This is a genomic window from Methylomonas sp. TEB (assembly GCF_047777895.1).
Lineage (GTDB): Bacteria > Pseudomonadota > Gammaproteobacteria > Methylococcales > Methylomonadaceae > Methylomonas.
Window position 1 is genome coordinate 2,786,676 of the sequence record NZ_CP180476.1, and the last position, 25,638, is coordinate 2,812,313.

General features: G+C 51.6%; 8 protein-coding genes. All 8 read right to left on the reverse strand.

What is annotated here, in order from left to right; genetic code table 11:
- Window positions 1-2: 2 nt before the first annotated feature.
- The gene (locus ACMXD4_RS12550; RefSeq protein WP_415878276.1) at window positions 3-2,003 is read right to left on the reverse strand and encodes a carbamoyltransferase; all 2,001 of its coding nucleotides are present in this window, start codon (window positions 2,001-2,003) and stop codon (window positions 3-5) included.
- 24 nt (window positions 2,004-2,027) lie between these two features.
- Window positions 2,028-3,383 carry a nucleotide disphospho-sugar-binding domain-containing protein gene (locus ACMXD4_RS12555; RefSeq protein WP_415878277.1) on the reverse strand — a complete coding sequence of 452 codons (1,356 nt, stop codon included), beginning with the start codon at window positions 3,381-3,383 and terminating at the stop codon, window positions 2,028-2,030.
- Window positions 3,384-3,406: 23 nt separating this feature from the next.
- Window positions 3,407-4,597: a PepSY-associated TM helix domain-containing protein gene (locus ACMXD4_RS12560; protein WP_415878278.1), complete on the reverse strand. Its 1,191-nt coding sequence runs from the start codon at window positions 4,595-4,597 to the stop codon at window positions 3,407-3,409.
- 138 nt (window positions 4,598-4,735) lie between these two features.
- Window positions 4,736-7,198 carry a TonB-dependent siderophore receptor gene (locus tag ACMXD4_RS12565; RefSeq protein ID WP_415878279.1) on the reverse strand — a complete coding sequence of 821 codons (2,463 nt, stop codon included), beginning with the start codon at window positions 7,196-7,198 and terminating at the stop codon, window positions 4,736-4,738.
- Between the two features lie 135 nt (window positions 7,199-7,333).
- Window positions 7,334-15,088 carry an amino acid adenylation domain-containing protein gene (locus ACMXD4_RS12570; protein ID WP_415878280.1) on the reverse strand — a complete coding sequence of 2,585 codons (7,755 nt, stop codon included), beginning with the start codon at window positions 15,086-15,088 and terminating at the stop codon, window positions 7,334-7,336.
- Window positions 15,085-18,426 carry an amino acid adenylation domain-containing protein gene (locus ACMXD4_RS12575; RefSeq protein ID WP_415878281.1) on the reverse strand — a complete coding sequence of 1,114 codons (3,342 nt, stop codon included), beginning with the start codon at window positions 18,424-18,426 and terminating at the stop codon, window positions 15,085-15,087. The genes ACMXD4_RS12570 and ACMXD4_RS12575 overlap by 4 nt, the downstream gene beginning before the upstream one ends.
- 38 nt (window positions 18,427-18,464) lie before the next feature.
- Window positions 18,465-20,072, reverse strand: a complete 1,608-nt coding sequence (locus ACMXD4_RS12580) for an MBL fold metallo-hydrolase (protein WP_415878282.1) — start codon at window positions 20,070-20,072, stop codon at window positions 18,465-18,467.
- Window positions 20,073-20,154: 82 nt separating this feature from the next.
- Window positions 20,155-25,470 (reverse strand): amino acid adenylation domain-containing protein, encoded by a 5,316-nt coding sequence (locus tag ACMXD4_RS12585; RefSeq protein WP_415878283.1) that lies wholly within the window; start codon window positions 25,468-25,470, stop codon window positions 20,155-20,157.
- Between the last annotated feature and the right edge of the window lie 168 nt (window positions 25,471-25,638).

Sequence of the window (25,638 nt, forward strand, 5' to 3'; positions counted from 1 at the left end):
ATTCATTCCGCGGATCTCGGATGCAAAATAATCAAACGATCCGACCACAATCCCGTTAATTCTTCATAGGCTTGCGCTTGCCGCTCGCCCGGCAAGCCGAGAGAGAGCATCAACTGTCCGACGGATTGCTTACCGTCCGCTTCCAGCAGAATTTTGTACCAGGCCTCAGACAACGGATGACGGCGCGAAGTATCGTAATTCCACACCAAAAAATAACCGTAGCCGCGCTCGTTAGGACTGATATATCTATCCTCCCGAGTTAAAACCGCCGCTTTCGGCAAGGTCACGAACAGCTTCGCCAATTGCTCATTGCCCCAGTCTTTCTTAGTGACTAAGTAATCGCCAACGACAAGATAATTCAGACCCGAAGTCAAATAACAAACTACAGAATCATCAATACTATCGACAATCGGCTCGGCGTTGTTATTGAACGACGTATTCAGCAGAATCGGAACACCGGTCTTGCGGCCGAAGGTTTCTATCAACTCCCAATACAGCGGATTATCGGCCTTGTTGACCGTCTGCAAGCGGGCGCTGCCGTCGACATGAGTGATAGCCGGCAATTGCTCTCTCCATTCCGGCCTGACATTCAACACGAAGGACATAAACGGAAACTCGTCCTGCTTGCCGGGCACCTCGAAAAAGTCCCGCACCCGCTCCGCCAACACCGACGGCGCGAACGGCCGGTAACTTTCCCGCATTTTGATCATCGCATTGATGGTTTCCTTATGCGAAGCCACGCGCGGATCGGCGATAATGCTGCGATTGCCCAAGGCCCGCGGACCGAATTCCGAGCGCCCCTGCACCCAACCGATCACCGCGCCTTCGATAATCAAATTCGACACGTGTTCGGAGCGATCAAGCAGTTTTTCGATTACCACGAAATCCTGCCACGGCGCCAAGGCATCCGCTACTTCGTCGTCGTGTATCGGCGTTCCCCAATAAGCATGGCTTACTTTTTTAAACGGCAAATCGGGCTGCAATTGGTGAGCAACGTAGGCCGCCGCGCCGTAAGCGCAACCTGAGTCGCCGGCAAACGACGGCACGAACACTTCTTCGAACAAACCCGAATTCAAAATTTTGCCGTTCATGCTGCTGTTCTGGCCGACGCCGCCGCTGATGACCAGACGAGTCTGTACAGTCAGTTTCTGGTAATGGCGCAGCACATGAAACACGATAGCCTCTAACGCCTCCTGTAACGCGGCAGCTATATCCATATGCACTTGGGTGAAGGCTTCGCCACGCCGACGCGGCGGCAAAATCTCATACATCTCCAAAATACGTTCTGCATGAATGCAATAATCGCCATCCTCTAATAAATCGTAAAACCGGCTAAGTTTTTCCCGATAAACGGCAGGATTACCGTAAGGGGCCAGACCCATGACTTTATATTCGTCGAAATCTTTGTAACCCAAGAATCCGATAACTTTTAAATAAAATAGCCCTAGCGAATCTGAAACCGATTTCGTTTTTAGTATCTCGAAATTCTTGTCGTTAGCATCAACCACCATCGATGAAATATAGTCGCCTTGTCCATCTATAGTTAATACCAACGATTTTTCGAAACCAGACAAATAATAAGAAGCCGCCGTATGCGATAAATGGTGATGAACAAAAATAAGCTTATCCCGGCATATTTTTACGCCGAACTCCCGACTAAAAAGATATTGATAAAGTGATCGTATATCTTGAAAAACCACTAATTCCGGAATATCCAACTTATAAAATTTGAGCATTTCATTCAGCATCTCTTCGCTGGCATAAAGAGTAATTGCATCGACATCTTCGAAAGAATATCCAGCGGAGTCAAGACAAAACCGCACTGCCGACGAGAAAATCTTTTCCGTATGTTTTATTCTCGACAACCGCTCTTCTTCGATTGCATAAAGCACGACGCCATCCCTAATCAAAACGGCTGCAGAATCGTGACCAATTCCTGTATCCGAAATACCCGTAGCCTCTAACAAAGAGTCTATCCCACCAGTCAAGCCTAATACCAACATTTATCTAACTCCTTGTATAAAAAGTTAAGAGCATATATCCGCCAAAATACTTTCAATAACCTTGATGCTTGGCTTGTCCTTCTCCGCCTCACTAAATAAGCTTTGCATTTTTCTAACGTTTTCATTAAAACAAGATTCCTTAGTAACTCTTTCAACCATATCCTGTAATTTACTCGCTGTAATGCTTTTTATACACCCTCGAACCCCCAGACCATGATATTCAACTCTCGCGGCATTCCCAAACTCGTCAAACACCAAAGGAAAAACAATAATCGGCACTCCAAGTAAAAGACATTCTTTTATCGAATTAGCACCACCGTGGGTAATCATAAGAATTGACTTTCTTAATATATCTAATTGCGGCGCACGATTTACTATAAACACATTTCTCGGCACGGAATCAAATTCATCTACAGACAAATTATTACCAATGGAAATAATCCAATTCCAATCTGGCCACTTTTCCGAAGCATCAATGACTATTTTGAAAAATCGTTTAGCATCATCACTATTTAATACTGGTAGAGTCCCAAAAGCGGTATAAACCGTAGGCCGATCTTCATCGACTTTTTCCCAGGGAAACAAAGCTTGCTTTCTATTGAGATCGATAGCAGATTCGACATAATATCGCCCTGGGCGATTCTCGCTTGAAAACTCAAACTCTTTAGGCCACAGCACAATCTCCTGAATGTTCAATTGCGGACAAGGCATATCCGTTAGAAGCTGGATATTTTCGTAAGGGTAAGCGCAGTACGACGCCATTCTTTTCAGCATACTAACCGGCATGAGATCAATTCCACTCCAAGCAAAATAATATTCCAACAATACTTTCTCTACTCTAAACCATTGCCAGGAACAGGCATTAGCCCATGCAGAAAATCTAGATTGTGATGGAATTAAACCGCTATGAATTGGAGGCACTGTGTGAGTAGCAGAACCTCCCAACACATCGAATAAATAAATAAATTTAATTTTAAATTTATGCATCAACAAAGCCCATATAATGGAATCGAGCCCGGATGTCGAGATAAACACTAAATCAGCTTGAATTTTTTCTACTGCCGCCCTAACTTCGCCGTCACCGCCAGCAATTAGGTATTCGATGAATTTTTGAAAATTCTTAGCTATCTTTTTAGCCTCGGAATGTTCATGATCGTCTCCATACCTGGCCTTCAAATAACAATTTTCCAGCCAACCCTTGGCAAACCAGTCGGTATAAACCGTAACAAAGTCAAAACCATTCTCCGCCACAAGGCATTTACAATCCTCTATCCCCAGATAAAAAATATTATGCCCTGCCAACTGCAACGTTTTAGCCAAACCAAAACTAGAATTAAGGGTGCTAGTCAAAGGAGGAAAACAAAAAACTATATTGGCCACAAACATCTTCCCCCGAAGCTTTTTTACGGATTTAAGCCAGAATACATTAGTTTTTTAGCCGTGCGCTTCTGCATCCATCGCAAAATACCGGTAACATATAAAATCAATGGTGCAAACCCAGATACACACCACAAGATGCGACCGGCAATACCTAGCACTTGGCCGTCATGTAGCGGCCAAAGGAGGTTGAAAAATGTCTCGCCGGTAGTGAAACGATTGGGATCTTGTACCGCCAATACCATGCCGCTGTATTGGTCTATCCAAACCTTGCTGCGCGGGCGTCTACGATTTGCCTCTCCAGCCTGTCTTTTAGCGACCATATAAACGCCCTCTTTACCGTCCGGTGTACTTATGCCTCGCAATTCAGCATTGGGAAACACCTTATCTGCAACAGCCACCGCCTGAACAATAGAAATAGGCTGCCCGCCGGTTATATTCGAATTGAGTTTGGGTTCTTTCAGATGATCCGGCTTGACAGGCGAAAAGAACGATACTAATGGCTTGACGTAATTGTCGTAACCAAATACAAAACCGGTAAACGCAATAAACAACAACAATGCCGAACCGTAGATACCGGCTGTTTTATGAAGATCAAAATAAAATCTCTGCGGACTGGAGCCGAGCTTAACCGTCAACGCTTGTTTAAGCTTGCCGCCGCGCGGCCACCAAAGGTAAATACCTGACAAGCAGGAAATAAACAGGAAAGCACCGAAAAAACTTACTATTTTGAAACCTATTTCACCAACGTCTGCACCGAACTTACCGGTCAGAAAATCGGCATGTAGTTCATAAATCAAACTAAGGAATGTCTGTCCCCAAAAATGTTCCGAAACGATGTTGCCGCTGTAAGGATCGACAAGGATTTCCAGTGGCGCAAATAATTCATCTTTAGTCTCGTCAGGCTTTGGATACCCCACCCAGAGATAATCACTCTGATAACCCGGTAACACCATGACCCAGCTGCCGCTTCTTTGCGGATTTGCGGATTTCACGGTTTCCATGATGTCATCCAAAGTTGGCTGCGACGACTGTGTGGCAATGGGAACGGGCAATCCAAATTCCCCAAGTTCGAAATAAAAGACGTTACAGGAGCCGGTCAATCCCAAAATCACAAGTATCAGGCCTGCTGTCAGTGCAATTGCTAGATGCAGCTTTAGCCAGAATTTTCGGACATTTTTTCTCGATACCGTGGCGGTGCCAATTTGATAAATCATGGAATTTGCGTGTTTAACATGAGTAGAATGTGTTCCGAGCATTGGCTTGGAGTATTCCCTTCCCACAAGGAAACGGACAAAATTTCGGAATGTGGGTTCTCTACCCGAAAGTTGAAAACCCAAAACCATTCAGTTGAATTAGAACTCCACGCGCACCGAGCCTAAAAAGGTCCTTGGAGCACCAGGCAATATGCCCGTTCTTGATCCATTATTGCCCGACGCACTGTAATAGAGTTTGTCCAACAGATTGTCGACATTGAACTGGAACGTTACTTTAGAAGGGCCTGCATTCCACGAATACCCCAAGGCAGCATCAAGCCGGGCATAACCGGGCAATTCGAAGCTGTTTCTATTATCGCCTTCACGTTGTCCCGCCACGAATACACCCGCACCAGTCCATAAGCCATGCACACCTAGAGCGCCGAAATCATAGCGCGACCACAGACTGCCCGCATGTTTTGGGACGCCTGCGAATTCATTGCCTTGAATATTCGCATTGGCGAGTAAAAACTTGGTATTGGTAAAGCTATAGGTTCCTATCAAACTCAAATTTTCGGTGACCTTGCCGGAAATATCGAACTCTACGCCTTTGCTGCGCGCTTTTCCGGCCAGTGTTTTATACCCCTGATTGGCCAATGTCAGATCTGGATGATTAATTGCCATATTAGTTTTGGTTAGGTCGTAATAAGCTAAACTCGCGGATAAACGCCCATCTAACCATTCGCCTTTCAGGCCCCCTTCGTACGATTCAGAATGTTGCGATTGGCTTTTATCTCCGGGTGCCAATTTAGAGGTATTCTGACCATTGAAGGCTCTAACGTAATTGGCGTACATCGACAACCAAGAGACTGGTTGATAGAGTAAACCTACGCGAGGACTAAATTCGCCGTCGTTTGTCTCTGTGAGATTAGCCCGGTTAAGTGAACCTGAGCTAGTGAAATTAGCTTGGTCATAACGAGTTCCAAACAGCAAATGCCAGTCGTCCAGGAATTTCATGTCGTCCTGAACATAAAAACCGTACCATTCCTGACTTTCATACCATGGCGAATTGGGGCCATCCACTGCCAGATTCACTCCAGGGCCGACACCATATACCGGATTATAAATATTTAAATCGGCAGGAAATGTCGTCGTTCCCATGCTCTTACTCAGATATGTGCCGTTCTCTTCGCCAGAAATTGTAAAAGCATCCATACCTGTCACCAAGGTATGTTCGGTATTAGCTACCGAGAATTTACCCGTCAAGTTTACTACCCCTTGATAACTGTTTTCTCGCCAACTATCGTTGAAATAGCCCATTTCCGCTATGCCTGTAGCCTCGTCAAAGCTGTCAATACTGGTATCGCTAAAAGTTAGATGGGCGTTGTTATATGCAAACTTAGTTTCTAATTTCCAGGCATCGGAAAACTCGTGCGTCAAGCCAATCCCTGCAAAATGCTGGGTGGTGCTATCACTATCTGATGGATCACCAATAAAACGACTTATCGGTACATTTGCTGGACGCTTACCGACTGCCGGAATACCAAAGTTAGGTTGACCTTTGTTTTCAGAATAGCGATAGTCGAAATCAATTTTTGTTTGGTCAGAAATTTTCCATGTAAAGGAGGGAGCTACAAGTAATCTATTGTTTTTGACAAAATCAACGTACGAATTCCGATCAACATATTCAAAATTTACCCGATATGCTAAATCACGATTCTCGCCAAGTGGGCCCGTGGCATCTACTTGGGTGCGGTATAGATCGAATGAGCCGAATTGCTGTTGCACTGAATAATAGGGTGAAAATAACGGCCGTTTAGTAACGTGATTAATCAAACCGCCAGGCTCAAGTCTGCCGTAAAGCGCTGCAGCAGGGCCTTTTACAACTTCAACCCTTTCCAGATTGGCTAATGAGCGGGATTGCCCCATATCCCTGAATCCGTCGATATACATACGACTACCAACCTGAAATCCACGCAAAAATGCACCGTCGTATAACGGCTGATCCCCACGACTATTAAAATAGCCACTGACATTTCTTAGTGCATCACTAACACGTATGCCTTGTTGATCGTTGATAACGGCCTTAGGGACCACTTGGATCGACAACGGCGTCTCGTGGATAGGTGTGTCGGTTTTAGTGGCACTAGAGGCGTTGCTCACATTGTATTCTTTATTAAATGGATCGTTAGGAGAAGCCATAGCAGTACTGGCCACTATCACAGGCTTCAATGTGTTTACGATGTTGCTCTTTTCCTTTGGAGCCTCTGCCAAGGCAATAGCATCTTTATCTACATAGTGATAAGCGATATCGGCGCCCACCAATAGTTTTTGCAAAGCCTGCTCGGGCGTATAATCGCCTGTGACCGATGACGAATTGAGACCGGATACCAAACTCTGCTGATAACTTAATTGAATACCGGTCACCTCGGAATAAGCTAACAGTGCGTTCGCCAAATTACCACTTGGAATATCAAAATGAACTTTATTTGATTGCTCGGTCGCCAACACTTGGTTGGTTTGACCAAACGAAGCTAGCAGAATACCGTTCACTAAACAATTTCTGATGATCCGTTTCGACACAAATCGGATCGTCGCTCTTTGTACCTTGTTGTTCTTCATGGCTCTCACAGGTTTTAATATTCAAAAAACAAACTCATTTTCAAACTTCTCATCAGGTTGACGACTACCCCACGTGAGTTTCCTCAGCTCAACCGATGAATTTTTCTTATGTGATCAACTGTTGCCAATAACTGCCTACAAAAACCCGCTTCTGATAAGATATTTTTGGTAACCTGTAATGACATCGTGCCCAATCGGTTTACATTCCACACCTAATGCTGACAATACATTGTGAGTCTCTCGGCAGTCGTACAAAAGATCTTCAGATACTAATAATTGTGTGTTCTCGTTACTCAATTGCTCAAAAAATGTAGGCAGCAAAGAAGCCAATGCAAATTCGGGGTTGTCTCGACCAAACTCCAGCGTTTTCTGCAGCCAGTCTCTATAGGGAATACGTTCGATCCGATATCCGAGACTTTCGAAACTATCCAGCCATTGATCGGAATATGGTGGCTGGGGATGGTTTAAATGAAAAATACGCCCTGCGGCACCGGCTTGCCGAGACAGCGTCACGATTGCCCGGCTCATATAATCGACTGGTGCCATGTCGATGCGGACACGCTCGTACGGTGCGTAACCCATTTGAATGCAACCTTTAATCAACCGGCACCAAAAATCGCTACTATTCCAGGCACCACTACCGCTGTCGCCGGCCACAATCGCCGGCCGGTAGATGCTAACCTGAAATCCTCGCTCCCTGGCCGCGACAACCAATTTCTCGGCAACCCATTTGCTCTGGGCATAACCGTTAGGTAAATTCCCGTGCTGTACCGGTTCGTCCGTTTCCTGGTGTCCAGTTATTTCCGCTGGCGGTTCGCTGAAGACCGATACGGTAGAGACATAATGAATCGCCTTGGCTTTGCTGGAAGCCGCCAACCGAAGCACCTCCTCGGTTCCCAACACATTGGCGGCTTTCAAGGCTTGATAGGGCTGGATAAAATTGACTAAAGCGCCGTTGTGATAAATCACCTCGACTTGCTCGGCAATGTCTCGATAATCGTGCCCGGATAATCCCAGCCGCGGCTCGGCCAAATCGCCACATACCGCTACGACTCGCGAAAAATCGACCCAATCCGACAATTCGTATTGCTCGACCTGTCGCCGCAAGCGCGACATGGCCTGTTGCTGGTTTTCCGCCCTGACCAGACAGAAAACCTTAGCCTGAGTCAACGCCAGCAAATCGGCTAATAAAAATGCACCGAGAAAGCCGGTCGCACCGGTCAGCAGCAGGGTGCGGGCGGCGGCAACATCGACCGTATCGGATGCGACCGGTACGATAGACGCATCCAGCACGGCTTCCGCTTCCAAATCGATCGACGATTCGGAAGTCAGCCCTTCGTCAATCAAGCGCGCTTGCGCGGCAATCGTCGGCTCGGTTAAAAAAGCCTTGAACGTTACCGTGGTTGCCAAACGTTTTTGGGCGAGGAAAAACAACTGCGTCGCCAACAGCGAATGGCCGCCCAATGCGAAGAAATCATCTCTGCTACCGACTTGTTCGACACCCAAAACCTCCTGCCAAATTTCGGCCAAGACATGCTCGGTTATGGTGCAGGGTGCCACATAAGCTATTTTCAGTTGTCCGCTAAAATTCGGCGCCGGCAATTTCTTCCTGTCCAGTTTGCCGTTGGCAGACAAAGGCATGGCGTCCAGCACGACGAAGGCGCTGGGCACCATGTAATCAGGCAAAGCCCGACTCAGTTGCGCTTTCAAATCGTCAAGGGGCAACGTACCGAGTTGGTCTTCGACTAGATAAGCGACCAGACGCTTGTCGCCGGGCTGATCTTCCCTTGCCAACACCACGGCTTCCTTGATGTCGGAATGCTCCAACAGTTGCGCTTCGATCTCGCCCAGCTCTATCCTGAAACCTCTGATTTTGACCTGATGGTCGATACGGCCCAGGTAATCGATGACGCCGTCCGCCCGATAGCGCGCCAGGTCGCCGGTTTTGTACATCCGGCTGCCGGCAGGGCCGTAGGGATCGGGAATAAACTTTTCCGCCGTCAAACCGGGACGCTGCAAATAGCCGCGCCCCAAGCCTATGCCGGCGATGTGCAGTTCCCCAGGCGTACCAGCCGGCACAGGGTTCAGGCTGAGGTCCAGGATATATAGCCGGATATTGGCGATCGGTTGGCCGATTGGAATCGCGCTTTCCCGGCAATCGACCGGGCAAGCCCAATAACTGACGTCCACCGAGGCTTCGGTTGGGCCGTAGAGGTTATGCAGTTCCGCCGGCAATTTTTGCTGGAAACGCTGCACCAGATCGGCCGGCAGGGCTTCGCCACTGCAAATCACCCATTTCAAGCTTCCACACTGTTCGACCTCCGGCGTTTCGACGAAGGCTTGCAGCATCGACGGCACGAAATGAAGAATGGTAATGCGTTCGCGGCGGATCAGTTCGACCAGACCGAAGCTGTCTTTGTGCAATTCAGGGGAGGCGACCACCAGCCGGGCGCCGGTCATCAGCGGCCAGAAGAATTCCCAGACCGAAACGTCGAAGCTGTACGGGGTTTTCTGCAACACATGATCGTTGCCGTCCAGCCGATATTCGGCCTGCATCCATTGCAGCCTGTTTAATATGCCTCGATGCGGCACGCCGGCGCCCTTGGGCTGGCCGGTCGAACCCGAGGTGTAAATACAATAGGCCAAATTTTCCGGCCTGATGTCGGACCGAGGATTGACTGCCGAATAAGTTTCTATCGACACCCAATCGCCGTCCAGGCTCAAAACCTGTGCGCAACCGAAGCTACGGCCGGCAAATTTGGCCTGCGTCAAGACCGCAATCGGCGCGATGTCGTCCAACATAAACGCCAAACGCTCTTCGGGATAGTTGGGATCGAGCGGCACGTAGGCCCCGCCAGCCTTCAAAATGCCCAGCAGGCCGATAACCATCTCCAACGAGCGCTCGATGCAGATGCCGACCAATATGTCGGGACCGAGGCCTTGGGCTATCAAATAGTGCGCCAGTTGGTTGGCCTTGGCGTTCAGTTCGGTGTAAGTCAGACTTCTATCTTCGAAGCTCAGCGCGACGGCATTGGGTGTTTTCTCGACTTGAGCCTCGAACAACTGGTGGATGCAACGACCTTGCGGATACTCTACTTCAGTCGCGTTCCAGTCTTCCAAAAGTCGCCGTTTCTCGCCATCGGTCAACATCGGCAATTCGAAAATCCGCATTTGCGGCCGTTCGAGCGCAGCTTGCAACAGTATCAAATAATGCCTAGCCCATCTTGCCACCGTCTCGGCGTCGAACAAATCGGTGTTGTATTCGAAGCTACCTCTCAAACGCCCATTCGGCCAGTCCTGGATGTGCAGGGTCAAGTCGAACTTGGCGGTTCGGCTGTCGTCTTCGAGCACGGCGACCTCCAAGTCCGGCAAGCTCAAGGCTAGGCCGTCGTGGTTTTGCAGTACGAACATGACTTGGAACAACGGACTGCTGCTGGCATCGCGCGCGGGTTGCAAGGCTTCGACCAGCTTTTCGAACGGCAAATCCTGGTGGTTTTGCGCATCCAATACCGTCGTCCTGATTTGTTCCAACAGTTCGGCAAAGGTCGGATTGGCCGACAAGTCGCTGCGCAACACCAGGGTGTTGACGAAGAAACCGATCAGGTCTTCGATTTCCCGACGGTTGCGGTTGGCGACCGGGGTGCCGACGCTGACGTCGGTCTGGCCGCTATGGCGGCTCAACAAGAGTTTAAAGACCGAGAGCAAGAGCATGAACAAGCTAACGTTGTATCGATTGCTCAAGGCTCTGGCTTGCAAAGCCAACGCCGGCGGGATTTCGAAACCGTAATGAGCGCCCCGGTAAGTCATCAGCGCCGGCCTTGGCCGGTCGGTCGGCAATTCCAAGACACAGGACGCGCCTTCCAAACGCTCGCGCCAGTAGCCTATTTGTCTATCCAATTCCTCGCCGCTCAGCCAATGGCGTTGCCAGCAGGCGAAATCGGCGTATTGGATCGGCAATTCGGCCAGCGGCGAGGCTTGATGCCGCGCAAAAGCCCGGTACAGCGCGGCAAACTCTTTGACCAAGACCGCCGAAGACCAGCCGTCCGAGACGATGTGATGCACGGTCAGCATCAGGATGGCCTCCTGGCTGTCGCCGCTGTCGGCCAGTATCAGCAAGCCGGCCCGTATCAACGGCCCCCTACCTAAATCGAAAGGTTTGGCGGCTTCGTCGTGGCACAATGCCTGCCAATCGGAAGGCCGGCCGGTAGCGCTCAAATCCATACGCTCGATCTCGAGCGCCAAACTCGGCAATATCTTTTGTACCGGCTCGCCGCCTTCACCCGTCTCGAATATCGTCCGCAATATTTCGTGACGGCGGACGATTTCGCTGAAACTTTGCTTCAAGGCGGCAATATCCAAACGGCCGGTCAAACGCAACGCCACCGCAATGTTGTAGAGCGGGCTGTTAGGCTCCAGTTGATCCAGAAACCACAAGCGTTGCTGAGAAAAGGACAGCGGAATGGGCGCCGAACGCATGGCCGCCGCGATGGTAAATTTGCCATACTCCATCGCACCGGCGGGATGAGCGCGTTTTTCGTCGTCGATTATCTCCGCCAACGTAGCGACGTTGCCGGCCTCGAACACGCTGCGCAACGGCAGATTGATCGCAAAACGCTTAGCCACCCGCGACGCCAGTTGCGTCGCAAGCAGCGAATGCCCGCCTAACTCGAAAAAATCGTCTTCGACGCCGACTTTTTCCACGCCCAACACTTCCCGCCAAATTTCGGCCAACAGGGTTTCGGTTTCGGTGCGCGGCGCGACGTATTGCTTTCTCAATTGTTCGCCGATGTCCGGGGCCGGCAGTTTTTTCCTGTCCAATTTGCCGTTGGCGGACAACGGCATCTCGTCCAACACCACGAAGGCAGTGGGCATCATGTAGTCCGGCAAGGCATGTTTGAGTCGGACTTTCAATTCATCGGTGACCAAGGTTCCAAGCTGTTCTTCCACCAGATAAGCCACCAGTCGTTTGTCGCCCGGTTGATCTTCCCTTGCCAACACCGCCGCTTCCTTGACGTCCGGATGCGCCAGCAACTGCGCCTCGATTTCGCCCAGCTCTATCCTGAAACCTCTGATCTTGACTTGCTGATCAATGCGGCCCAAAAATTCGATCGCGCCGTCGGCCCGGTAACGGACCAAGTCGCCGGTTTTATACAAGCGGCCGACGCCGGCTTGGAACGGATCGGGAATGAAGCGTTCGGCGTTCAAAGCGGGGCGGTTCAGGTAGCCGCGCACGATGCCGGCGCCGCCGATGTAGAGCTCACCGGCCACGCCGACCGGCGTGGGATTCAGGTGGCTGTCGAGGATATAGAGACGGGCGTTGCTGATAGGCCGGCCTATGGCCAGCGGCCGGTCGAGGTTGTCCAAACTCGCTTGATAGACGCTGCTCCAAACCGTGGCTTCGGTCGGGCCGTATTCGTTGTAGAGTTTGGTTTGCGGCAAGGCGTCGAAATGGCGCTTGACGACGTCGGTCGCGCAGGCTTCGCCGGCGACGATGGCGGCCTTCAGGCTCTTCAATTTTTCGGACGCTTGCTCTAATAACAAAGTATACAGCGACGGCAAGGCCAACAGATGCGAAACCCGCTGGCGTTCGATCAAAGCGGCCAAAGCCGCAGGGTCTTTACCCGCCTCCTCGCTAGGCAAACACAAACAACCGCCCTGCCCCAGCGTCCAGAAGATGCCGGCCACCGAGCTGTCGAAGGCGAACGACGACAGCAACAGATAGGCCCGAACCGGATCGGCATAATAAGCAAACCGCGCTTGGGTCGAATGCAGCGCATTGCCGTGCGCCACCGCCACACCTTTGGGCTGGCCGGTCGAGCCCGAGGTGTAGATGATGTAGGCCAAGTCCTGCGACCGGTTGCGAACGGCGGGATTGTGTGCCGGGTAAAACGCCGCCTGCAGCCAATCGGCGTCCAAATAAAAACTGCGTTGCCGATCGAAATCCGTTAACTCCGCCAAACCGGAACGGGTCAACAGCAGGCTGACGCCGGCGTCGTCCAGCATGTAACGCAGCCGTTCTTCGGGATAGTGAGGATCGATCGGCACGTAAGCCCCGCCTGCCTTCAAGACGCCCAGCAGGCCGATCACCATCTCCAACGAGCGCTCGATGCAGATACCCACCAGCACGTCCGGGCCGACGCCGTGCTCGATCAAATAATGCGCTAGTCGATTGGCTTTAGCGTTCAGTTCGGCGTAAGTCAGACTGTTGTCTTCGAAGCTCAAGGCAACGGCGTTCGGCGTCCTTTCGACTTGAGCTTCGAATAAGGCCTGTAAGCAAGACGACTCAGGGTAGTCGACTTCGGTCGCGTTCCAATCGAACAATAATCGCCGCTTCTCGGCTGCGGATAACATGGCGATTTCGGCAACCGCTTTATCGGGATCGTGGCGTAAAGCATCGTCCAAACCCTCGGCAACGGTTCTCATATAGTCGGCGATACGCAAAGGATCGATTCCCGGCGCCGCTTGCACGGTCAATGCGAAATCATCGCCGAAATCGTCGACCGCCAGCGTCAACGGATAATTGCTGCGCTCCTCGCTGAACAAGACCCGCGCCCCCTCCCAGGCCATCAAGGCCTTATCGTCCGCCTCGACGATGGCCGCATGCCGATAATTGATCAAGGTCGTAAACAGCGGCGTGCCGGACGGCACGGCGCTACAGCGTTGCGCCGTCGCCAACGAGGCTTGTTCGTGAGCCAATAAGCTATTCAAGCGCCGATGCGTCAACGCAACCACCTCGCGGCAAGCGTGCCGCCCTAACGGCACGCGGATCGGCAAGGTATTGATGAACATTCCCACCGCACGCTCGGCGCCGGCACCGCCGTGCAAACGCCCCGACAAAACCGTACCGAACACTACGTCGTCGCGGCCGCTGCAACGCCCCATCACCACCGCCCAAGCGGCATGCAGCAAACCGGCCGGACTAACGCTGCAACTGCGCGCCGTATCGCGTATCCGCCGCGATAATTCCGTGTCCAAGCGCAAGGTCGCTTCTTCGACTTTACCGCCGTCGCCTTGCACGTTCAATAAACCGAACGGCGCAGTAGTCTCATAAACGTCGCTCAGTTGCTCTCGAAAATAAGCCTCGTGTTCGGCCTGCGAAGTGCGGCGCATCCTGGCGATAAAATTGCGATACGGCAAAGGCGCCCGCAACTCGTCGCCGCGCCCGGCCAGCAACAAGCGAATTTCCGACAACACCAACTGTAAGGTATAGTTGTCGTCGATCAAGTGATGATTCAGTAACACCAAACGCCAACCCAAACCGTCCTGCTCGGCGGCGATGTAAACCTGCAATAAAGGCGCTTGTTGCAAATTCATCCGGCACTGTCTGGGGTCCGTTGTCGCCGACAAACGGGCTTCTGCGTCGCCGCCGTATAAGTCGTGTACCGGCAATTTCGCCCGGCGCTGCACGACCTGCACCGGCTGCCGCAAGCCTTGCCAATGCATAGCGCTGCGTAAAATATCGTGCCGCTCTATCACGGTTTGCAAGGCCGCGAGAAAATGATCCAAATAGCGCCGATTTTCGAAGACGATTTGGGTCCGCGTAACGTAAGGATCGCCTTGGCTTTCCAGCAAATGATGAAACAAGATACCTTCCTGTAACGGCGCCAAGGGATAAATATCTTGAATATTGGCGGCACCGCCGTCGACGTTTGCGACGATGGCATCGATTTCTTCCTGGCTTAATTCGACCAGGGTCAGCATTTGCGGCGTAATCGATACATCTCGGCCGTTACGCAAGGCAGTCAGCAAACCCTGCTTATGTAGTTTCAACCGCGCCAGCAAGTCTTCGTCCATCGCCCCCTGCGGGGCCCGTATCACCAGTTCGCCTTCTTCTTCCAATAAGGCGATATTCCGGGATTTCAGCAGCGAAAAAACAGCGTTCAAACTCATAGCCGGAATTCCTCCGTCGGCGTATTAGCGGATAATGAAAAAGCATCGGAAATAAGATTCGGCGGTATCCAGTCGGTCGCCTCATCCTCGGCGATCGCTGCCGCCAGATCCGCCAATAGCGGCCGGGCGAATACCTCGCGGGCCGGCAAATTCCAACCTCGTTGCCGCAGGCGCTCGACTAGCGTTAAGGCCAACAAGGAATGGCCGCCTAATTCGAAAAAATGATCGTTACGGCCAACACGCTCGAGTTCCAACAAGTCTTGCCAAATTTCGGCCAACGCCGCTTCCGCCTCGCCTTGCGGCGCTTGGTATTCCCGGCCTAATACAGTCTCCGTGTCCGGTGCCGGTAAAGCGCTTCTATCGAGCTTGCCATTGGCGTTCAACGGCAAGGAAGGCAACAGCACGAAGGCCGCCGGCAACATGTAATCGGGCAAATCGGCCGCCAACTGCTGGCGCAATTCGCCAAGCGATAATTCGCCGCCGGAACGGCTGGTCAAATAAGCCACCAAACGCTTGTCGCCTAAATGATCGCTACGGGCTACCACGACCGCCTCGCCGACGCCGTCACAGGCTGCCAAACGGCTTTCGATCTCCCCTAATTCGATGCGAAAACCGCGCAACTTGACTTGAAAATCGTTGCGGCCTAGATAATCGATGCCGCCGTCGGCGCGCCAGCGCCCCAAATCGCCGGTCTTATAAAGCCGCGCCCCTTCTGCAAACGGATCGGGTAGAAAACGCTCGGCGCTCAAGGCCGGCTTGCGGCAATAACCGCGACCGACCGCAATGCCGCCGATATAAATTTCGCCGATAACCCCCAACGGCACAGGCTGCAACGCGGAATCGAGAATGTATAACCGAGTATTGGCAATCGGCCGGCCGATAGGCGGCGTAGCGCCATCGTCTTGTTGGCACGGCCAGGCCGTCACGTCGACCGCCGCCTCGGTCGGCCCGTACAGATTATGTAAGGCCACGTTCGGCAAGGCTTCGTGAAACCTTGCTGTCAAAGCCGCCGGTAAGGCTTCGCCGCTGCATAGCACTTGCCGCAAGGAACGGCATTTTGCCGCATCCAAACCGGGCAAAAAGGCCTGCAGCATAGACGGCACGAAATGCAAGGTCGTCACGCCGGCCACTTCGATCAAGTCCTGCAAATAGTCGGGCTCTTGATGGCCTTTGGGGCGAGCCAGCACCAGTTCGGCGCCCGCCAATAACGGCAGAAAAAACTCCCAAACCGACACGTCGAAGCTGAAGGGCGTTTTCTGCATCACCTTATCGCCAGCCGTCAGCCGATATTGGTCTTGCGCCCACAACAAACGGTTAACTACCGCGTCGTGCTGGTTCATCGCTCCTTTGGGCTGGCCAGTCGAACCGGAGGTATAAATAACGTAAGCAAGATTGACCGGCGCCAAGCCCATGGCCGCCGCATCGGGATTGACATCGGAACGTAAAGCGATCGCGGCCTCGGTATCGGCGTCGTCGAGCAACAGCTTCCTAACGCCGGCAAGCGCCGGCTCCGGCCAAGCTCCGCATAAACTTTGCCGGCCAATCAGCAATCTTGGCTCGCAATCGGCCAGCATAAATCGCAGCCGTTCGGCCGGATAATCGGGATCTAGCGGCACGTAAGCCCCGCCGGCTTTCAGGATAGCCAACAACGCGACCACCATTTCCAGCGAACGCTCCAGACAAACGCCGACCAGGACTTCCGGCCCCACGCCTCGCCCGATCAGCTCGTGAGCCAAGCGATTGGCTTTGGCATTCAACTCGGCATAACTCAGGCAATCGGCCTCGAAACGTAAGGCTGCGGCGTTGGGGGTCTTGGCCGATTGAGACTCGATCAAGGCATGAACCAATCGCGGCCGGCTTCGATAATCGCGCTCCGTGGTGTTAAATTCCTCGACGATCCTGCGGTACTGTTCGGCCGGCAAAGCCGTCAATTGCCATAAGGATTGCTTCGGCTCGGCCGCCGCTTGTTCCAGCAAAACCCGTAAATGCCCGGCCATCCGCTCTATCGTTTCGGCGGCGAATAAGTCTTTGGCATACTCGAAACTGCATGCTAAACGCCCCTCCCCTTCGTCGACGAACAAGGTCAAATCGAACTGGGCGGCGCCGTTGTTCACCGTTAAAGGCGAAACATTCAAACTCTCCATCCGAAAATCCGCCGCCGGCACGTTCTGCACCGCCAACATCACTTGAAACAAGGGCGCATGGCTGGGGTTGCGGGGCGGATTCAGGGCATCCAATAATTGGCCGAAAGCTAATTCTTGGTGATTTTGGTCCTGTAAGGCTTGCTCGCGAAGCTGAGCCAAGCAGTCGGCGAAAGAGATTTCGTCGTCGACCCGGCAACGCAAGACCAAGGTATTGACGAAAAAACCGATCAAACTGGCAACCTGGCTACGATTGCGGCCGGCCACCGGATAGCCGATGCAAAAATCCCGGCTGCCGGAATAGCGGTGCAACAGCGCCGAAAACGCCGCCGCCATGACCATGAACAATGTGGCCTTGTGTTGCCCGGCCAATTGCTTGACTTGCCGGCTCAAATCCTCGCTTAATTCGAAGCGATAAACTTCGCCGCTGTAACTAGGCTGCGGCGGCCGCGGACGGTCCAAGGGCAATTCCAGCAGCGGCGGCGCGCCGGCCAACTTGGCCGTCCAATATTCCAATTGGCTTTGCCGTTGCGCGTCGCGGCCGCGTTGCCAAACGCAATAATCGGCGTATTGAATCGCCAGTTCCGGTAAAGGCGACGGCCGGCCTTCGGCGAAGGCTTGGTAAAGGGTCGAGACTTCTTGCATCAACACCGCGACCGACCAACGATCGGACACCATATGGTGTAAGACCAGCAACAAAATATGCCGCTCGCCGCCCAAGTCAACCCATGCTCCCCGAAGCGGCGGCTGCAGGTCTAGCCGGAACGGACGGCGAATGAAGTCTTGCGCCCGCGTCTCGAAAGCCGGCATTTTTTCGTTTTCCGCCAACGCCGACAAATCCCAATCTTCCAGCGGCAATTGCGCGTCGGTTTCGACTTGCTGGCCGGGCCCCCCTTCCAACGCCAAAAAACGACTGCGCAAAATTTCGTGGCGCCGGACCACTTCGCTCAAGGCTTGCGCCAACAGCTCGCCGCGTAAAGCGCCATCAAGCAGCACAGCTCCGGCAACGTTATAAATCGGATTGTCCGGCTCCAATTGCGACATAATCCATAGCCGCTCTTGCGAATAGGATAAAGGCGCCGTTTCACCAGCTGCGCGCTTCGTTATCGAGTCAGCCGTGGTATTCTGCCCGAGGCGGGCAATCAAACGCGAGCGATCAGTTGTTACGGAAACAGGGTTAGCGGTTGAGATAGTCATGTCTTGTCGAATCCTTAAGTTGATAAAAGAGAGCCGACTTAATCCTGGCCTAGAAAAATCTCGTCGCATCCATATAGACGCCGGGCATCGTTAAAGCCACGCTCATGACAAACCGCTAACATTTTGTTGATTTCGCGAATGTAGGCATCGTCGTCTTCCGGCTCCAGCGCCATGAAATATTGCAGCCACGGCTCGCGACCAATGGCGTACACATAGACGCGATTGGCGCCGACGGCTTCCAGTAATTGCAATGCGCCTTCGGCATTGCTGCCGTTGGAGCGTCTGGCCTGACAGTGCTTGTGATCCGGCAGCTTAGGTAATAAAGCGCCGTAAACCCAGGAGAGCGGTGCGCCAATGCATTCCATGCCTAAAAACACCGTGTCGATAGATCCATATTCAGCACATAGATTCTGGTACATGTGCTTATCCAGGCAGTTCGAATCGGCAGCAAACAACAATTTCCGGTTCCCGGCGCGAACTAAATAGGCGCTTTTCGCAAAAGGCAAATCATTGTGTTCGCCCAGGAAAGGTACCGCGACGATCTCACCACCGGTAAACGAGATACTATCTAACGGATCAACTTCAACGACCTGCTGAAAACCCAATTCTCTGGCCAACAGTTTCATCGAGATATCGGCATAAAAAATGCCCGAACTTTTAGGTACAACTAGGCAACCAATTTTGTGCCGTAACCGTAATAGGGTTTCGAAGACATAATGGTCGTGATGAACATGAGTAATTAGCACGTAATCGATATGTGCCGGCAAATCTTGAAAACTATAACGATCTATTCCACCCTGACTGGGTTTTACAGCAATGAAGGGATCAATCAGCACGGCAATACCAGCGGTTTCGATTAAAACGCCGGCATGACCAAGATATCGGACGCGCGCACCTGGACCCTGCCAGGGTTCGGCAGTGCGCGCCGATTGCTCGGTTAATAAACGGATCAGTTTATCTTCGTCGCAAGCGTCCAAACCCAGAACCTCCCGGATATAGCCCAGGGATTGAGGCTGACTATCCAGTTTGAATAATTCGTCGACGGCCGACTCGGCAAACGGAATCTGCCAAGATACGCTATCGTCATCGGGCAGGCGTGGCGTACTCATATAATACGCACGGACTCTGTCGTGGGTTTGGGTAAAAAGCCGTAACGATTGCAGGTGCTTTTTATAATGCCGGCTTTTGTAAAATAGGCTCTCGATACAGCGGACAATCGGGCGGTTGTTATAGTCATAGAGTAATTCGACGTAACCGCGTAATGACTGAGGTAATAGAGGGTAATAAACTTCCAGACTTTGCCCGATAGCTTCACGATCCAGCAAATTCTGAAATGTGATGAGATCTTCGGCCATTTGCAGACTTTCCGCATGCTCACCGCCCATACGTTCCAACATTTGCGCAATGTCAGCCACCCTGTCGATCGGCACATTGACAAAAGGCCCACCCAGCAGCTTTGGATTAGCGCTGGATTTAAGATGAATTTCGGGATTTTGCAGATATGAGGTCAGATTTTTCTTCTGATAATTCAGCATATGCAAGCTGTAGGGTACCGGCGAAAACGTGTGCGGCCAGGCAACCCAGTAATCAACCAGCGCTTCTACGGCAGTGGAATCGGCAAGTCGGTATAGCATTTTGTCGTTCATAGTGTCCGTTTCCTGTTCATTAATTCGTTATCAAGCCATTGGAAACTATCTAATTCGCCCCAAAAGCCTATGCAATTAGTCATCATTCCTCGCTCTGACACTCAGCCATGCGATCAACGAATTTGGCTAGCGTCGTTGCCTCGAACAACACGTTGACTGGTAGATCGATTGCAAACATGTCCTGTATTTTTGCCATCACTTGCACGCCTGCGAGTGAATGTCCTCCCAACTCGAAAAAGTCGTCGTGAATGCTCAAGCGATCAATACCTAACACTTCACACCAAATAGACGCTACCGCTTCCTCGGCCTCGTCGCGCGGCGCCACAAAGGTGTCTTGATCGTCGGTCCGAATTTCCGGCATTGGCAGGGCTTTGCGATCCATCTTGCCATTGGCATTCAACGGCATGGACTCAAGCCATACCCAAGCCGATGGCTGCATGTAGTCGGGCAGTCCATCCTTAAGCAGAGACCTCAGTGCATCCTGAACCAAAGCATCACCGCTCCAATAGGCGACCAGACGCTTCATACCCGGTGCGTCTTCTCGAACGATGACGGCGGCGGCATTCACGCCTGGATGACGCAATAAGCAGGCTTCGATTTCACCGAGTTCAATGCGATAGCCTCTGATTTTGACTTGCTGATCGAAACGCCCTAAAAATTCAATATTTCCGTCTGCCCGGTGCCTCACTCGGTCCCCTGTTCGGTATAAGCGCCCGCCATCGTGCACGAACGGATCCGGTACAAAGCGTTCTGCGGTCAAACCGGGTTGGCCGAGATAACCACGGCTAATACCCTCGCCGCCAACCAGCAACTCGCCTGCCACACCGACTGGAACAGGCTGCATCGCCGCATCGACAATGTGAATGCGCATATTGGCAATGGGAGTGCCTATCGGCAGTGTCGCATCGCAATCGGTCGGTTGTACGCGATATACGCTGCACCAAACGGTGACTTCGGTCGGACCGTATTCGTTGAATAACTCGACGTTCGGTAAACGCGTGTGATGGAGTTCAGCCAAGACGTCTGGGCAGGCTTCACCAGCGACAATGGCGGTACGCAAGCTTTGCAAAGCAACGCTGGGGACATGCTCCAGCAACAATTGATATAACGATGGTAGGGTTAACAGGTGAGTGACCTGATTGCGCTCAATCAAGGCCCCCAAACCCAGCGGTTCTTTCAGCAGCTTGTCGTCAGGCAAACACAGCGCGGCTCCCTGGCTTAAACTCCAGAAAATGCCAGCAACCGAGCTATCGAATGCAAACGACGGTAATAGCAGGTAACAATCAAGCGGTTTGCGATAGTAAGCGCTTCTCGCCAATGTTGAGTGCAACAGATTGGCATGGCTGACCACCACTCCTTTGGGTTGACCGGTCGAACCGGAGGTGTAAATCAGGTAGGCAGCGGAAGTCGGAAATCGCTTAACAGATGGGTTAGTCGCACTGTATGCGCCGAACTCATGCGGTTCGTCGACGCAGATTTTCACTAAGTGGCCGGAATCCAAAGCCGGTGCCAAGGACATCACAGTTAATAACCAATCAGCCCCAGCATCCTGAAACAAATACGTTTGCCGTTCTTGAGGATAATTTGGATCAACCGGTACATAGACCGCACCTGCTTTCAAAATGGCCAACATGCCGATCAATAGGGCGGAACCACGGGGCATACTTAACGCGATGCGACGCTCCGGACCGGCACCTTGTGCGATCAGATAATGCGCCAACCGGTTAGCTCGCTGATTTAACTCGACATAGGAAATTCGCTGCTCACCAAATATCAAAGCCGTGGTCTGGGGCTGGCTATCTACAACCGCTTCAAATAGATCAACGATGCTCGGGTGCTCTGGGTAACAAGTTGTTGTGCTATTCCATGCAGCCAGCTGCTGTTTTTCCGGCACAGTCAAAAGCGGTAATTGACTCAACCGGGCGGTGGGTTCCGCCAATATGCCGTTCAGCAGACATTGAAAATGTCCCAGCATACGCAGTGCTGTCAATCGGCTCATGACGTCACAACGATAGCTAAACACGACCTTCAAACCCTGATCAATTTCCGCGCATAACAAGGCCAAATCGAACTCTTCCGATCTTTCCGGCAAGGCAACCGTTGCAACCGCAACATCGCCCCACTGGCCGGCAATACCCGATTGTCCCAAGGCAAGTGCCGCCGCCAAAGGATCATCCGCGGATTGCAACACGAACCAGGTCCGAAATGGTGCTATATCGTTGGCGGTGCGATGCAAAACTTTTTCCACCAACAACGCATAGGGATAATGTTGATGATCGAGTGCTTCCAGCACGGTGGTACTGACATGAGCCAAGTAATCACAAAACGGTTGTTCGCCATGCGGTCGGCTACGTAATGCGACTGGATTGACAAAATAACCCACTAAATCTGCAAATTCGCGCTTGGGTCGTCCTAAGGTTGGGCTGCCGACGATTAGATCGGTTTGACCGCTATAGCGGTACAGCAGGGTCTTAAAGACACTCAATAACAGCGTATACAGCGTGGTGTGATGAATTACGGCCAAGCACTTAAGTTTATTCAACGTTTCAGTCGAAATATGTAGCGTTTCCGCGGCGCTTTGGGTTGAATCAGCACCGGCAGATGATCGTTCACCTGGCAGATCCACCCTGGGTAACTCACCAGCCAGCTGCCGCCGCCAATAGTTCAAGTCTTGTTCGGCGGCAGCGCTGTCCAGATAATTCCGTTGCCATGCGACATAATCCGAGTAAACCGACGTAGAGGATGGCAATAGAGATGTCTGACCGGCGCTTTGAGCTAAATAGAGTGTTTGTAACTCCGTCAGCAATACTTGCAGAGAACGAAAATCGACGATCAAATGATGCGCACAAAATGCCAGAACAGGATGATCATCATTGCAGCTGAATATCCCGCATCTCAGTAGCGGTCCATGCTCTAGGTCAAACGGCTTGTTGAAGAAAATTTGCAGATTCTTCATTTGCTGTGAGTGATCACGGCAGTCAACCTGTTCCAGCCATGGCTCTAGTCGATCACGAGGTAGACAAACCGGATGTTGATCGGTGCCCAGCTTAAACCCAACACGCAATTGCGAATGTCGCTCATGCAATTCAATCAGTGCGCCCCCCAGCGCTTCGCGGTTTAATTCGTCCCTGATTTGCAATGCAATGAACATGTGATGCGATGCATTGTTGGGCGCTATTTGCGCGCGTGTCCACAATGCCTGTTGGTTGTATGACATCTCGGAGTTCAAAGCCCCATCTATGTCAGCGTTGGCAAGCGAAACAGGCGCGTTGGCGGCACGTTTGGCCAGACTCAGCGCAGTTGCAGCACAAACAGATAAGGTTGAGCTGCCGAGTAAATCAGTGATGGGTAGATCGATGCCTAGCAACTCGTCAATGAAATATTTCATTTCCACGGCTTTCAACGAGTCTAAGCCCAGTTGCGATAGCGTATGGTTTGTTTCGACGGTACCTGCGGCCAATCCGGATAATGCCGAGGCTTTCAGCGCAAGATGTCCCGCCAATAAATCGGCGGCGTTGCCGCTATCCATCGCCAGTAAAGCTTGGCGCAATAAGCGGCGTTCGCTTGCCCCCGAATCAACACTCACTAAAGACTGTGATATTTCACTCGTCACTTGTAAGTTGTCGATGGCGATAAATTCAAACCCATGCTGGATAAAAAGCTCACGGCAAGCGTTTCGCCGAAGTTTTCCGCTACTGGTTTTTAAAATAGCGCCGGGTTTTAGAAACAAAATCTGGTCGGCTTGGATACCGCATTCTTCGCTTAATCGCGCACGAATAGCCGAGAACTCGCTTCGATAATCTTTTTGTCTGACCCGATTGCGCTTTAATTCCGCCAACACAATCAATTTTTCTCCATCGCCTTCATCAACCGAAAATGCCGCTGTCGATGCAGGATTCAAAGCATCGGTTGCAGCTTCGACAGCGTACTCAAGATCGTGCGGATAATAATTACGGCCACGAATAATGATCAGATCTTTCAGGCGCCCGGAAACGAACAATTCTCCACCGTCGATAAATCCCAAGTCACCCGTTCGTAACCAGGGTTGGCCATGGGCATCGTAAACAAATGTTTTTCCGCTAACGTCAGGATTCTGCCAATAGCCCCGAGCGATATAGGGACCGCTCAGCCAAATTTCTCCGATTCGACCATTCAGGCAAGAAATCGCGTTATCAGGATCGACAATACGCAAGTCTTGTCTATCATGAATATCGATGGTTCCGCATCCTACAAGGCTTCTGGCATTCAATTGATTATCATCAATCGAATGGACTATGTGTTGCTCCAAGGCAGCTTTATCGAATGCGCGAATCCTTGGAAGGGATTGTTTATCGCCGCCAGTCGCCAGTAATGTTGCTTCGGCCAGGCCATAACAGGGATAAAATGAACGCCGTTGGAATCCACATGCCTTAAATGCGTCGCTGAATCGTTGCAAGGTCAGCGGATTGATAGGTTCGGCGCCATTGAATGCCAATTGCCAACTGCTCAGATCAATCCCAATCACTTCATCGCGATTGATTTTTTGGACGCACAAATCGTAAGCAAAGTTAGGACCGCCACTGGTATGCGCACGGTAATCGCTAATGGCTTGCAACCAGCGTAGCGGTTTTTCCAAAAACGCCATCGGCGCCATCAAAATTGCACTGGCGCCACAATACAGGGGTTGCATGACATTACCGATCAGGCCCATGTCGTGATAAAGCGGTAGCCAACCGACTACAGTCGACCGTTCGTCGTGGCCAAATCGGCGTTTGATTAACTGTTGATTAGCCATCAAATTTCCGTGGCTAATCATCACCCCCTTTGCGTCGCCGGTAGAGCCGGAAGTGTATTGCAAAAAAGCCAAGTCCTTGGTTTGCAATCTAGGGGGCGTCCATGAGTTGGCATCATTAGGGTATTCAACGACATCGGTTTTCAGCCAATTTCTGTCTAACAAATCACCCGTGGTGCCGGGAAAATTACGAATGTTGTTGGCAACTTGGCCAGTACTCAGAATGATTTCCACATTGCTGTCGTCAAGAATGGCCTGCAACCTGGGCATATGCCGATTATTGCTGGGCGGATAGGCGGGAACAGCAATCACTCGTGCATACAGACAAGCAAAAAAAGCTACGATGTAATCCAGACCCGGTGGATAGAGTAATAGGGCGCGTTCACCTTGCATGCCCATCTGCTGCAACGATGCTGCTAATTGCCTGGTTTTTGTGTTAAGTTCGTCATAGGTCAACGAATACTGACCTGATGCCCCATAATCCAAAAATGTATACGCAATTCGGTGGGGGTGACATGCTGCGCGTCGCTGCAATACATCCGTCAGAGATGTTGCGCCTTCAAGCACTAGCGCATCATCGCTGGAACTATCTAAATCATGTCGTTCGCTTAACACATAATCCTCCATTCTATCCAACCCTTTGCGATGTGCGTTTCGTTTTTAAATTGGCATCTCTAATTTTCAAGTGCCGGTAACTCATATATCTGCTTACTGCTTTTGCTGATGCCATATAGAGTCTGAATGTTTTGCCGATAGCGTTTTGAGCCTAATAACAAAGCAAACCCAAACGACCAA

What these genes read in the sequence shown, in the direction of transcription:
- ACMXD4_RS12585 (WP_415878283.1), bottom strand. Translation starts at nt 25,470, where the DNA reads ATGGAGGATTATGTGTTAAGCGAACGACATGATTTAGATAGTTCCAGC.
- ACMXD4_RS12565 (WP_415878279.1), bottom strand. Translation starts at nt 7,198, where the DNA reads ATGAAGAACAACAAGGTACAAAGAGCGACGATCCGATTTGTGTCGAAA.
- ACMXD4_RS12580 (WP_415878282.1), bottom strand. Translation starts at nt 20,072, where the DNA reads ATGAACGACAAAATGCTATACCGACTTGCCGATTCCACTGCCGTAGAA.
- ACMXD4_RS12570 (WP_415878280.1), bottom strand. Translation starts at nt 15,088, where the DNA reads ATGAGTTTGAACGCTGTTTTTTCGCTGCTGAAATCCCGGAATATCGCC.
- ACMXD4_RS12550 (WP_415878276.1), bottom strand. Translation starts at nt 2,003, where the DNA reads ATGTTGGTATTAGGCTTGACTGGTGGGATAGACTCTTTGTTAGAGGCT.
- ACMXD4_RS12575 (WP_415878281.1), bottom strand. Translation starts at nt 18,426, where the DNA reads ATGACTATCTCAACCGCTAACCCTGTTTCCGTAACAACTGATCGCTCG.
- ACMXD4_RS12560 (WP_415878278.1), bottom strand. Translation starts at nt 4,597, where the DNA reads ATGATTTATCAAATTGGCACCGCCACGGTATCGAGAAAAAATGTCCGA.